Genomic DNA, 13489 nt, shown 5'->3' with positions numbered 1-13489 from the left:
AGAATAACTCGGTGTGTTCCGGAGCCAGTCGTGGGCCGTGTTCGCCATCCTGACAATACTGGGGCTTACAGCGGGCGCTGGTGGGGTGGCAGCGATGGGAACTGACGACGGGGGTCCGGCTCTGAACCGTCAGGTGGAGACGCCGACGGACAACAACGAGACGCAACAGGAAAACCCGGATTCGGTATCGAACGGGGAGTACAGCGACGAAACAGCCGCCTGGTTAGCTCGGACGATGGGCGGACAGCTGGAAAACAGCAGTATTGCGCTGTCGAACGCCCAGTACGACCGGGCTCGGTCGGTCCTCGGTGACGACTACGACAAGCGTCTAGAGCAGTACGTCGAGGTTGCTGGAGACACGTCGTCGGATACGGACGACACCGCTGCGAGGGAGTTTGAGGCCGCGCGCGAGAACCAGCGAAACCTAACGAACGAGGTCCAGCGGTATCGGCAACAGTACGCGGCATATCAGACGGCACGCGAGCGCGGTAACGAACGCGAGGCCCGCACCACTGCACGGGCGATGGAGCGAACGGCGTCGAACATCAGCGACAGGAGCAACGAACTGAATCAGAACCTCGACCGGATTGAGAACATCACATCTATTGACCTGTCTTCGGGACAGACCGAGATCAACGAGACGACAGCGAACATCACGGCGACGCAGGCAGTCATCCGTGAAGAGACGCTCGTTGGAACGACACTCACGGTTCGGTCGATAGACTCGACCGCATCATTCAGTGACTCCGGAACGGTCGCCGGCCAGATACAGACTGAGAATGGCTCGGTCATCGCGGACGAGGCGGTTGAACTCAGGATCGAGAACCGGACGCGGACTGTCCAGACTGATTCGAGCGGCGTATTCGAAACGCAGTACCGGCCACGTTCGGCCAGGCTCGGGTCGCAATCCATATCGATCGAGTACGTCCCAGAAACTGACTCGGTGTACCTGTCCGACAACGCCACGTTCGTGATTACCGTACAACAGGTGACCCCGGACCTGACGAGCGAAATCGCACCGGATTCGGTGGGATACGGCGACCGACTCAACGCCACGGCGTCCGTGACAGTCGCGTCGGACGGTGTCGATGCGGTCCCAGTCGAGTTTGCTATTGGTGAGTCTGTCGTTGCGCGGACGACGACCGGACCGAACGGCACCGCCACAGAAACGATCCGACTCCCGGCGACGGTAAATGACGGGGAGCGTCAGGTCATCGCCCGGGTTCCGTATGAGGACCGAGCAATTGCAGGCGTCCAGTCGGAAACCCCTGTTGTCGTCGTCGAGACTCGAACAAACCTCTCAGTGAATGCATCACGCACGGATGACGGGGTCCTCGTCAGCGGGAAACTCCAGACTGTTGCTGAGGAGGACCCAGTGGTGGGTCGCCCGGTACGCCTGCAGATCGGTGCTAGCGGAACACAGCGGGTCGAGACGAACCGAAACGGGTCGTTCCAGACTGTTCTCGAGAATCCCCAAGGCAACGAATCTGTGACTGTCACCGCAACGTACGACGAGCCACGGGCAAACCTCGGTAATGCGACTGCAACGACAACGCTGGCGGCTGGATCCGGCGGTGGCAACCCACCGGTCGGCTCAGATTCGGATAATGATCTGCTCATCGATACGCTGGTGGCGATACTGTTCGGCTCCGATGAGAACCCAGCGGCCTTCGGGAACGGGGTTATCGGCTACAGCTGGCTGCCCGTCCTCGGTGGTGGGGTAGCACTTGTGGTTGTCGCCGCAGCTTGGTTTGTCGTGTCACGTGTCCGCCAACCCCGAGAGGCGGACTCGCCTGTCCAGACCGAGACGGCTGATGCATCAATGGCTGACTCTGATCCGTCGGCGATGTCGTCAGACGAACCGACGCCGACGTTCGAGGACCGCGTCGAGACGTATCTGGACAGCGGGAACTACGACGCCGCAGTGATGGCAGCGTACACCGCAGTTCACGACGTGCTGGCAGTGGAAAACGGGATTGACGAGGGGGCAACACACTGGGAACTCCTCCAGCGGAGCCAGGAGCACGGCGTCTCGGAGGAACGGATAGCAGATATCAAAACGGTGGTCGAAACCTTCGAGGCCGCAGCGTTCGCGCCGACATCAGTCGACCCGTCACGGGCCGAAGCAGCTGTGGAGCGCGCCCGTAAGATCAAGTCGAACGGGAATCACTGACTGTCCACTCGCCGGTTCGAGTCCCTGCTGTGGCCCGCAATCAGGTTTGGAACTGCTGTCTTCAGCGCTCAGCAGCGGAAATGATAAAACGAATATGCGTACGGTCTGTCGAGTCCGGTAGTGGCAACTCTGCAGTCGTGGTTCGTTGGTGTCGGAACAGTCCTGCTGGTCCTGTTTGTCGGGATCGGCGGGTCAACAGCCGTCGCTACCGACAGTAACGAGACGCCAATGCAAACCCAGACAGGGGCTGTGAATACGACTCTCGACGTTCAGATCAGTCCCGGATCGATTTCCTACACGAACCCCGCTACCATCCGCGGGACGTTGCGGACGGCGAACGGGACGCCCGTCGCGAACGAGCAGGTCAGACTCGAAGTCGAAAACCGAACACGACTCGTTGAGACCGATGGTAACGGTTCGTTCGCGCTCCAGTACCGGCCCCGTTCGGCACAGACCGGTCCCACTGACGTTACGGTCCGATATACTCCGGCCCAATCTGCGGTGTATCGCGGTGACACGGCAACCGTCGCTGCCAGTGTCACGCAGGTGACCCCGACGCTCACCCTCGACCGGTCACCGACCCGTCTCGCTACCGGCGACGAGCTAACAGTCACGACAGCAGTGCGCGTCAACGGGGAGGGTGTGAGCAATGTCCCGGTCGAACTACGCATCGGTGGGGCGCTGTTCAAACGCGTGGTGACCGGGAGCAACGGGACGGTGACGACCAGTATCAGGCTGCCGCCAAGCGTAACGACCGGTGAACAAACCGTCACGGCCGTGATTCCGTATGAGGGCCGTGCGATTGCGGGCAAGCGCGCGACCGCATCGATCATAGTCGGCCCTGAGGCGGCAGAGTCGTCGGCGACCGTTGATACCTCGGGTGGCTCAACGGAGCCGTCAGGGAGCAGTCCCCAGTCGCTCGTGTCACAGATCCGTTCGTTCTTCACAGTCCCGGTCATCGCTGCACTGCTGACCGCGATTATCCTTCTGATTCTTGAGGTCATCGTTCGTCGACTTGGGTTGTTTTCCGACGCTACCCCCGAGTCTGAGGGGACAGAGACGACCGTGAGGACGGGCACCGACGAGCCACAAGCCATCGAGTCCATCGACGACACTCCCACATCAACTGACAGTCCGACGGACCAGATGGGGAACGCTCTCGCGGCCGGCAAGTACGACTCAGCGGTCACGATGGCATACGAATCGGTCGCCGATGACATCCGGGCTGTTGCGGACTTTCAGAACAGTAAGACGCACTGGGAATTGCTTGCATGGTGTGAGGACAGCGCCCTCGACACAGATCAGGTCGACGCGGTCCGGACCGTCGTGGAGGCATACGATCGCGCGGCCTTCTCGGCGGACCAGATGGACCGTGCCAGTGCGGAAGCCGCAGTCGAACACGCTAGGGAGTTACAGATCGACAGCCTATCGTAAGCCCCGACTCCGCCGGCGGAATGCGGTAACTATCTTACACCCACCCGCTGTAGGACCCGGCAATGAGTGACGGCCGGACAGGACGAGTGCTGCTCATCGTAGCTGTGCTGGCCGTGGCAGCCGCGGCCCGACTGACGACGCTCCACTGGACACCACTGCCCTCGACGCTAGACGGATTCGGTTACGTCGCGCTGGCGAGAGACACGCTTCGGACGGGGACCTTTCCGCTCACACGGTTCCGCGCGGACAACATCGTGTTTACCGCTGTGCTGACGGTCGTCGGTTCGCTCACCGGTGAACGGCCGCTGTACATCGCCCAGCTGGTCGTCGCGGTCACTGGTGCGGCATCCTGTCTGACGGCGATGGCGTTAGTCAAACGCCTCGCGCAGTCGAGCCGATGGCGTCACTCGCGCACGACACTGGCGATGGGCGTGGTCGGGATGGGGCTCGCAGTAGAGGGAATCTATCTCCGTCGGACTGGCCAGACTGACGAAGAGGCACTGGCGTTCCTCTTGCTCCCGCTGTTTGCGATTGCCGTTCATCGGTTGCTCACGACGGAGCGATACCGGCGTCGATGGGGGGCAGTTGTGATCCTCCTGTTCGCTGCCTTCCCGCTCCTGCACACGTTTAGCTCGCTCATCGTTGCGCTGGTACTGACGGGGGTGCTAGCCGCCCACCTCGCCGGTATTCCGTCGCGTCGTGATGCCGTCACCGCCCTCGCCGTCGTCGCGGGCTTCTGGGTGTATATGTGGGGGTACTACCGGATTGCAGAACGCTCGCTGTTGGAGGTCCCCTACGTTGACCGTATCAGCGCGTATCCGGGGCTGTTTTTGGCCTGGGTCGTTGTGCTGGTGGCGACGCTTGTCTGGTTCCAGCGGACGAGCGCTCGCCTGCAGCGGGTGACCATCGGCGGCGCAGTCGGTCTCTGGTTTCTGACGCTCGGTGCGAACGCGTTACAGACCGTGTTCCCCGGGACACAGACCACGCCGATCGGCCTCTTGGTGCTTGTCGCGGCCTTTGCCGTCCCGGTGGCGTTTGCGGTCGTCGGCCTCCCGCGTGCGAGCCGCGATCGTCGGTTGATCGGCCCGGTCGTGCTTGCGCTGCTACTAGCGCCAATTGTTACTGTGTACTTCTCGTTGACCGCCTCGCTGACGCCAGAGTACTACGGGACGGCGCTCCGCGGGCAGACGTTCATTCATCTGCCCGTGTTCGTGCTCGCTGGCATCGGCGTCGCGTCGGTCGCCTATCGGCGGTCGCCGTCGCCGGACGGCGGACGTGGGTCGCCGAAGGCCCACAGCCACCGACTCGCAACGGTTCTGACAGTCGTCGTCGTGGTCGCCGCAGTCGTAACGATGCCTATCGCGTTCATCAATCTCGACACGCTAGCGTTCCCGACGGGGGCGACCGAATCGCAGTTCGCGGCCGCCACGTTCACCGCAGATCACGTTGACGAGCAGTGGGCTTCCGACCATCCGTTCAGCCGTATCGTCGACCTGTACTATCCGGGTTCAGCCAACGGTACGTACCAGCCGACCGCCCGGTGGCTCGGTGGCGGTGCGGAACCAAACTGCCCGACGCTGTCGCGGGCATCGTGGGGGACGACCGGGGCACATCTGTTCCCGGCCGGAAGCGAGAAGACCACGCCTGCGGCGCTGGAGGAGTGGCGTTACGAGAACGATGTGGTCTATGACACCCGAGGGATCGACTCCGTGTACCTTGTTCGCCCCGGCGGGAACCGAACGAACTGCTGAGCGCACACAGTTCGATTGGCTCTCCACCCTCGGTCTCTCCCGTGTATGTAACCGTGGCATACAATACGGGGCCGGCAGAAAGGCCGACAATGACTGACCCCGTCCTCGTCGGTTCAGGGCTGTGTGTCACACGACGGGGGACCAAGATTCTCGACGGTGTCTCACTTACCGTCGGGTCCGACGCGGCGATGCTCGTTCAGGGGCCTAGCGGAGCCGGCAAGTCGACCCTGTTCAATGTCCTCGGACTGCTAGAACCACCGTCTAGCGGTCAGTTGGAAGTCGCCGGCCGAGACGCGAGTGCCCTATCCGAACGCCAGCGTGCCCGGCTGCGTCGGACGACGCTCGGGTTCGTCTTTCAGGATTTCCAGCTCATCGGCGACCTGACGGCCCGCGAGAACGCGTCGCTCCCGCAAGAACATGCGGGCAACCGTGATCCCGACTGGCTGGACACGCTATTCGAACGCCTAGGCATCGCCGGACTCGAACACCAGTACCCTGCGACGCTGAGCGGGGGCGAGAAACAGCGGGTTGCTATCGCACGGGCACTTGCAAACCGCCCCGAAATTATCCTTGCTGACGAGCCGACCGGGCAGCTAGATCCGGATACCGCCGAATCGGTCCTAAACCTCCTGTTCAGTATGAAGGAATCGACGGAGACCGCACTCGTCGTCATCAGCCACGACCCGCAACTGGCCCAGCGGTTCGACGAACGGCTGTTCATCCGCGGCGGCACCCTCGTCTCCGATACCGCCTCGGCGCCGGACGCGAGCCCGTCCACGGAGACGAACTAACGAATCGATGGGATACAGAAACGCCCTCCTGTTTCGCTGGTCCAGACGGGATCGGCTCACCGTCGTCGTCGTCGCCGTCACGGCCGCGTTTCTCATCGGCACGGTCCTGCTGTTGTTCACCGCCGTAACGTACTCGGAAACGTTCGCCGAACCGCTTGCGAACTCCGGGACGGTCACCTACCACGACGCGGACAACGGCCCCCCGGAAACCGGCGAGGATATCACCGTGCTCCCGACAGCGACGGCGACCACAGACGGGACCGACGTTCGTCTCGTCGGCATTCCGCCCGATACGCCCAGGGTGCTTATCGAGGGGTCGGCCCAGTGGCAGGAGGGGCGATTACCGACGATTCCCGATGGGGTTGATGGCCGGGGACCGGTCTCCCAGCAGCGAACCCGAACAGTCAGTGGGTCAAACGGGACTGTCTCCCTCACGGTTGTTCCACAAGAGCGGGGAACGACGTTCCTCTCGAATCAGTGGTACGCGACGAACGCCTCGACTGCCCAGCGGGTCGGCGTCACCGGCTACTTCGTCATCGACCACAGCCCGAGCGGGACCGGGCTCGGGAGTCTTCCGAGTGAGGGGGCACCGCTTGTCAGCGCGCTCCTGTACGTCCTCGGCGGTCTGGAGCAGGTTCTCTGGGCGCTGGGTATCGCCGCGGCTGCCGGCGGATTGCTGGTCCTCATCGTCGTCTATAACGTCACGCGGATGAGCGTTCGCGACCGACTCGATGCAATACGAGTCATCCGCTCGACTGGCGCATCGGGGTGGCGTGTAGGGCTTCTGTTTACGCTTCGCGCCGGCCTCCTCGTCACGACCGGAGTCGTGCTGGGCTACGCTGTCGGACTCATCCTTATCAAGGCGCTCGTCAACGTCGCGATTTTCGTCGGCCTCCCAATCGCGCTTGATATCACTGTTACCGGCCAGAGCGCCACTGTCGTTGCTGGTGTCGCTGGAATCTTCGTTTTGATGGGGCTGGTTGCAGGCGCGCTTGCGGCCTACCCTGCGGCGACTCGTCCACCGGCATCTCTCGGAAACCGCCATACTCGATCCGGCCAGTCCGGGCAGTCGGCGCTTGCGACGCTCAGAAGCTGGGTCACACCGACGTTTCTCTCGTGGCGCTCGGTCGTGCCGACGGCGGCGACGCTGACCGTGTTCGGAATCACATTCCTGCTGGTCGTCTCCCTGGCTGGCCTCGCGTCCCCACTTGGCGGTGAAGCAGGCGGAACCGGGACCATCACTGAAGCCGGCGCGCCCCACCCGCTGAACAGTCGTCTCGATGCTGAGTACGCTTCGGCCCTGAGTGCCGACGGGACGCCGGCCAGCCCGGAGGTCATCTACGCTCAGGTTTCGGACGGCCAGCCGTACATGGCTCATGGGGCGGAGTACGACGCGTTCGCGAACGTCACCGGGGCCACGCTGGTCGAAGGCCAGCGACCACAGCGACATGACGAGGCCGTCATCGGGAGCGACCTCGCACAGACGCTCGATGTCGGGGTCGGTGACGAACTGACCGTCAGTGGAAGCGTCAAGCCTGGGGTTCGCCGGGTCACTATTGTCGGGCGGTACGACGCCCCCAGAACGCTCGATGACCTGCTCATTCTGCCGCTTGACTCCGCGGCCGACTTGGCGACCGGACCGGGAGAGGTTCATATGATCCGCGTCAAAGGCTCGGTCTCAGCTCTCGACGACGCCGACGGTGTCGCGGCCAACCAATCGGGCGCTGTCGTGACAGGGCTGTCGGGTCCAAGTCGCGTCACGAAAGGTGACACAGTCAACCTCACTGTCGCCGTCCGAAACGTCGGCAACGAGCGGGCGGACCGGGAAGTCACAGTCCAGTATCAGGGCGACCAGCGGACAACGACGGTGGCTGTCCCGCCGGGACAGGAGCGGACTAGTACTGTCTCCGTTACCGCGTCGGAACTGGGGACTGCCAACGCTACTGCCGGGGAGTACACACATTCGGTGACCGTGGTCTCACCGAACGCTATCGAGATTCCAAGCCAGCTGCCATCCCAGGCCCCGCCCGGGTCGGGGCTCTCCGTCCCTGTCGTCACCAAAACTGGAGAGCGCGTTTCGAACGCCACCGTCACGGTGAACGGCCCGTCGCTCAGAACTGGATCGAGCGGTGTCGCCGTCGTTCCCCTGCCACGCGAGCCGGGGAACTATACGATAACGGCCCGGTCCGGAGACCAGACGGCGACACACGACATTCAGATCGTCCGTGGAACCGAACGGGAACTGTACGGGGAGCTGTCGATAGCTCCGTCATCGGGGTCGGTCCTGACGACGCCAACGCTCAGGGTCGGACTCGCAAACCCCTGGCAGGAACCGCTCACGCGCAACGTGGGCGTTATTGGCCCCGGCGTTTCCCGGAACCGGACTGTCTATATGCCGCCCGGAAACGTCACGCAAACGCGGTTCTCCCCGGACGGCGGACGGAGCCAGCCCGGAACGTACACCTATCGAATGACAGCCAACGGGACCACCCTCACCACGGCGGACTACAAGGTGACCGGCGACCGCCGGCTGGCATCCGCGGTGGCAAGCAGCGGGTCGTACGCGTCCGGAACGCCAATTGAGCGCTCCGTCGAGGGCGTGTTCGGGAACGTCCAGTTGATTCTCGGCGTCCTTGTCGTCCTCTCGGCGCTGAGTACTGTCGGCAGTACCACGGCGACGTTCGCACAGGGTGTCCACGCGCGTCGGCAAGCTATCGGTATCCATCGTTCGACCGGCGCGACGCAGTGGCGGGTCTTGCGGACGATTCTGGCTGATATCGCTCGAATCGCAATTCCAGCAACCGGCCTCGCTCTTGGCCTATCGGTTCTCGCGTTACAGCTGCTGGAACGGGCTGGCTGGCTCGTCTTCTTCGGCTTCCGCCTCTCCGCGCGGACGCCGCCAGCCATCCTTGCAGCGATATTTGTCGGCGGCGTCTCGCTTGCCCTGTTCGGGGCCCTCGTCGCAACGGTGCCGTATTTGACGGCCTCGCCGGTCTCGTTGCTCCCGAGCGGCGACCGAACGCGGACGCCCGACGAGGAGTCGGCGGACTAAGTACGGCGGGAGTTCCGTCGGACATCCGTGCCGCTCTCAGGTATTCCGACTGTCAGCGGTTTTACTCGGGATGGTCAATGCCAACCGGGCATCTCGATGTGGCTATCAGTATTCCCACTCAGTCTCTAGTTCCTGTTCAGACCTGACACCGGTTCCTGAACCGGACAGCAGGCGGAACTGTTCAGTAGTTAAGCTCCGATAGTCAGGGACCGCACAGTCGACTAGCCTGTGTCTCTTGGCTATGAATATGGAAAAATACAGTAGTTGTAGAGCCAGTGGAGAGCGGTTTCATGCCGAATTGAGCCCATCCAAGCGAGGTCTCGAAACCAACTTCGAGGGTAATTGATGGACTCTGATCTGTACTGTACGCGAAAGTAGTTGTTAATTAAATACATTGCATCACTGTTAGTTCTGAGAGAGTCATGTCTGGGATGACTGATTTCGTATTCGTGACGATTGACTGCTGGAGAGACGATGCACTAAGATCGATGCCGGAATTCCGATCGTATACGGCTAATAGCGATTGGGAGCGAACAGCAGCGATAGCAACGTCCTCAAACACGAGCAATACTTTTCCAGCGTTGTTTGGAGCGTCATACTACCCGCAGGTCTGGATGAAAGACGGGACTGTCAACCCAGACATCCCGACCTTGCCCGAGAAGCTTAACCGAGCTGGCTACTCGACAGCCGGATTTATCGCTTCGAACCCCTGGCTGAGTCGATGGCGTGACGAATTCGACACGTTCTGGAACGGCGGGATCGAGGATTCGAGCCGACTACGGTTCGGCCTCGAACGGGCACGTAACCTTCTGCAACTAAAGCCGCTGATACCTGCGGAAACTGTTTTGCAACGAGCGCAGACCTGGTGGGAAAACACTGATCCACCACGATTCCTCTGGGTCCATCTGATGGAACCACATAAACCGTATCTCCCCGGAGTAACACGCGGACTGGAGATCGGACCTGTCTTATCACCGCTTTCGCTCGCAGCGGCACCCCAGTACGACGACACAGCGTATCCCAAGTGGCTGCGGCAGCATTCACGGAGCCTATACAAACAGGCTGTGCGGCGACTGGATACCCATCTTACGCCGTGGCTCCAGACGCTCGGCGATACCCCGACTGTCATTACTGCTGACCATGGCGAGGAGTTCGATCACGGGATTGTGAGTCACAAGCAACTGTACGACGAAACTGTCCGCGTCCCGCTCTTGACAAACAGTGATATTGGTCAACTAACGGACGGTCTCACCCGTCAGATCGACATCGCCCCGACGATACTCCGGTTCCTGGGCCTTGATCCACCGACTGTCTGGGAGGGGACTGAGGCGGCGGCAACCGTACCCCCACAACACCTACTATGTGGACCGGATGACGACACGGAAAAAATATGGGCTGGTATCCGGACAGAAGGAGAGAAACTGGTGAACACCTACGATTATGACTGGAACGTTATTAATACGGAATTCTATCAGTTAGCGTCTGATCCAGACGAATTATATCCGAAACCGAAACAGGCCGCGCCGACGGAACTGCTTGACGCGGTAAGTGACTTTGTGAGCCGACCCGAAATACAGGAGCCGCTACAGGAGTGGTACTCGGACCTCGGTACTATTGAAACCGGAACTGTCGAGAGCAGATTAGAAGATCTGGGATATCTCTAACCGCTGGGGCGTGACGGAACAAATACGGAATTGGCTCAGCTTGTCGGATCGCGACTGTATCCGGCGGAGCAGTAGACGCGTGCAACCCAGAGTCGTCCTCCAGTATGCGGCTTATAATTATGATCTAGTAAAGTGAATGCCTGCTTCAATGACTGGGGCAGGGGACTCACGGTCGGCACAGATAGAGACAACTGCACTCTCTCGGCGAAAACTCCTAGCTGTGACAGGGCTTTCCGGACTCTCTCTTTTCGCCGGCTGTGGAGGGCTTACCGGGAACAGCGGTACCGGTATTGACGTGCTGCAGGACGGCTCTCGCGTAAGTGCTGATGTTACGAAGCTTGATTTTACCGGGGCGACCTCGATAGAGCAGCGGGATTCGGACACTGTCGGCGTAGACACTGCGATACAGAGTGACGATATTACTGGCATTGACGCGACATTGGGCTCATTAGCTGTCGACTCGCTCCATGTTGGAACGGACCAGACAGTGACATTTGGTGACAACGAGGAGTTCGATGCGACCTTCGATAGCGAGACGCAGCGACTGGAACTGTCCGGTAGCGTTCAGTTGTCCAATGGAACGCTCAAAGGACCCTATGACACGAACAACCATGTCCACGACATGATACTGCCCGGAATGCATCCACACGCAACTGATGCGGTTGGGGCACAGGACAATGTACTCGGATTTGCTGATGCGTGGGCCGACGTCAGCCACACTCCGTTGAGTGCCGGTGCGGGACTCCACACGCTATTCAAGCCTGGGCCAAAGCTCTGGGCCGGTTGGAACCAATCAGAAGACTTCCCGGCACAGATTACTATCGAAGACCTTTCCGAAGACTGGGGACCCGGACGAGCGATGGTGATGTTCCGGGATCAGGCGAAACCACAATATCTCTCCATCGAAGTACGGTCTTCTGGTGGGAACTGGGAACAGGTTGCGACGAAGGAGAACAACTCGGATGCAGTCGTTATCTTGGACCTGACTGATGCGTCTCCCCCTATTACTGCGATGCGGTGGACGTTTGCTGAGCCCGAAACCGAAGCTAGGGTACACCTGACGAATTTGTTTTACTTTTCGATGTCAGTAAAGGGGAATTCGTGGCTCCCGAAAGCCCGCGGTGAAACGACGGATATCACGTTCATCCCGAAGTCATCCCCGTCCCCGCCGGAAACGGGGGTCAAACTGTTCACAGATGCGAATAGCGGAGCCCTCAAAGCGATCAAAGACGATGGGACGGAACAACAGTTAGACATTGATACAAAGTCGCGTGAAGCAACCACCGGATCGGTGACGCTTACAGATGGAGAGGCAACTATCGCCACAGGGATCTCCGAACCAGGCACTCACTTGAGTGTCCATCTGGACCCGACAGGCAACGGTGCGAACGACTGCTGTGTTAGCGTCAACTCATCCGTTCGGTGGGACAGCACTGACGATGAGTATAAGATCGATGTCGTGGAGAACGATACGACAGTCGGTGACCCAGTGGTCGGATACAAACTATCGAGGTTGTAGCGCTGTCGAGGCTGAGCAAGGCCTGAACCATCTAGGGATACTAATATTATGGATCAATGAACCAAACACACTAGATGTCGAACAGATCGTTTCTTGTTCGGTTGCTTCCCGGATTTGTGCACGCAGTCCCCGCTGATCTGCTGGTTGTTCTCCTCTATGTAGCCGCGACTGGCCTCACAGTGTTCGTGCCTGTTCTCCGTTCGTCCCCGTTGCGAGTCATTGTCGGCGTTCCGTTTGTCCTGTTCATTCCGGGCTACGCACTTATTGCCGTCCTATTTCCCGGGGCACCACCACAGAATCATCCGACATCTGCTGGCGTCGACGCTGATGAGACGACGGGAAGTATTAGTGACCAAGTCGACGGGATTGAACGGTTCACTCTCTCCCTTGCGACGAGCATTTCGCTCGTTATCTTTTGCGGATTGTTTCTCGAGATATCTCCTTGGGAGTTTAGAACCGTCACACTGTTCGTCACTATCGCCGGGTTCGTGCTCCTTGCCACTGTGGTCGGTATAAAACGACGCAGGGCACTTCCGGCCGAGGATCGCTATACCGTCCCCATCGGGCCCTGGTACCGAACTATCCGTCACCGACTCGGAAACCCGCCGACCCGGGTCGACCTTGGACTGAATATACTGCTGATCGTCGGGGTTGTGATCACAGCTATAACCCTCGGGTTTGGCGTCGGCGGGCCAACCGGCGAGGAGGGGATCACAGAGATGTATCTGCTGACCGAAACAGCTGATGGCGACCTTGTTGCCAGAGACTATCCCACAGAATTCACGAGCGGCCAACAGAGGCAGGTCGTCCTTGGGCTAGAAAACCATGAGCACGAGACGATCAGATACACGACCGTCGTCGAACTTCAGGAAGTATCAGACGATGGGACGATGACTGTACGCGAGAGCGAGCTATATCGGCTTTCAGTTACGCTCGCACACAACCAGAGTGACACGGTTCCACACAGCGTCGCGCCAAAACTGACCGGTCCGCGACTCAGATTGGCGTATTTGCTCTATCGCGGCGAACCACCAAGAGAGCCGACGATTGCGAACGCGTATCGCGAGACTCATCTCTGGATTAATGTAACCACTTCTGGGTGACT

8 protein-coding genes are annotated in these 13489 nt (G+C 60.4%); all 8 read left to right on the top strand.

Translation table 11 applies throughout. The features are described from left to right. The first annotated feature begins 94 nt into the window (after window positions 1-94). The 8 genes from RBH20_RS07170 (at window position 95) to RBH20_RS07135 (ending at window position 13487) form a co-directional block, all read left to right on the top strand. Window positions 95-2173 carry a hypothetical protein gene (locus tag RBH20_RS07170; protein ID WP_306707497.1) on the top strand — a complete coding sequence of 693 codons (2079 nt, stop codon included), beginning with the start codon at window positions 95-97 and terminating at the stop codon, window positions 2171-2173. Window positions 2174-2293: 120 nt separating this feature from the next. Then, window positions 2294-3607 carry a hypothetical protein gene (locus tag RBH20_RS07165; protein ID WP_306706943.1) on the top strand — a complete coding sequence of 438 codons (1314 nt, stop codon included), beginning with the start codon at window positions 2294-2296 and terminating at the stop codon, window positions 3605-3607. Window positions 3608-3669: 62 nt separating this feature from the next. After that, entirely contained in the window at window positions 3670-5358 is a 1689-nt protein-coding gene (locus tag RBH20_RS07160; RefSeq protein WP_306706941.1) for a sodium:phosphate symporter, read from the top strand. Between the two features lie 89 nt (window positions 5359-5447). Next, window positions 5448-6149 (top strand): ABC transporter ATP-binding protein, encoded by a 702-nt coding sequence (locus RBH20_RS07155; RefSeq protein WP_306706939.1) that lies wholly within the window; start codon window positions 5448-5450, stop codon window positions 6147-6149. Between the two features lie 7 nt (window positions 6150-6156). Continuing rightward, window positions 6157-9201 (top strand): FtsX-like permease family protein, encoded by a 3045-nt coding sequence (locus tag RBH20_RS07150; RefSeq protein ID WP_306706937.1) that lies wholly within the window; start codon window positions 6157-6159, stop codon window positions 9199-9201. 422 nt (window positions 9202-9623) lie between these two features. After that, the gene (locus RBH20_RS07145; RefSeq protein WP_306706935.1) at window positions 9624-10865 is read left to right on the top strand and encodes a sulfatase-like hydrolase/transferase; all 1242 of its coding nucleotides are present in this window, start codon (window positions 9624-9626) and stop codon (window positions 10863-10865) included. Between the two features lie 148 nt (window positions 10866-11013). Continuing rightward, on the top strand, window positions 11014-12384 hold the full coding sequence (locus RBH20_RS07140; RefSeq protein ID WP_306706933.1) for a hypothetical protein: 1371 nt from the start codon (window positions 11014-11016) through the stop codon (window positions 12382-12384). 74 nt (window positions 12385-12458) lie between these two features. Continuing rightward, window positions 12459-13487 (top strand): DUF1616 domain-containing protein, encoded by a 1029-nt coding sequence (locus tag RBH20_RS07135; protein WP_306706931.1) that lies wholly within the window; start codon window positions 12459-12461, stop codon window positions 13485-13487. Window positions 13488-13489: the final 2 nt, after the last annotated feature.

The sequence above is a fragment of the Haloarcula sp. H-GB4 genome (genome assembly GCF_030848575.1).
Taxonomy (GTDB): domain Archaea; phylum Halobacteriota; class Halobacteria; order Halobacteriales; family Haloarculaceae; genus Haloarcula.
The sequence above is the reverse complement of the archived record's forward strand: the minus strand, read 5'-3'. Positions and strand labels throughout refer to the sequence as shown.

Coding starts and splice junctions, on each gene's coding strand:
- RBH20_RS07140 (WP_306706933.1), top strand. CDS start 11,014: ATGACTGGGGCAGGGGACTCACGGTCGGCACAGATAGAGACAACTGCA.
- RBH20_RS07150 (WP_306706937.1), top strand. CDS start 6,157: ATGGGATACAGAAACGCCCTCCTGTTTCGCTGGTCCAGACGGGATCGG.
- RBH20_RS07135 (WP_306706931.1), top strand. CDS start 12,459: ATGTCGAACAGATCGTTTCTTGTTCGGTTGCTTCCCGGATTTGTGCAC.
- RBH20_RS07155 (WP_306706939.1), top strand. CDS start 5,448: ATGACTGACCCCGTCCTCGTCGGTTCAGGGCTGTGTGTCACACGACGG.
- RBH20_RS07160 (WP_306706941.1), top strand. CDS start 3,670: ATGAGTGACGGCCGGACAGGACGAGTGCTGCTCATCGTAGCTGTGCTG.
- RBH20_RS07170 (WP_306707497.1), top strand. CDS start 95: ATGGGAACTGACGACGGGGGTCCGGCTCTGAACCGTCAGGTGGAGACG.
- RBH20_RS07145 (WP_306706935.1), top strand. CDS start 9,624: ATGTCTGGGATGACTGATTTCGTATTCGTGACGATTGACTGCTGGAGA.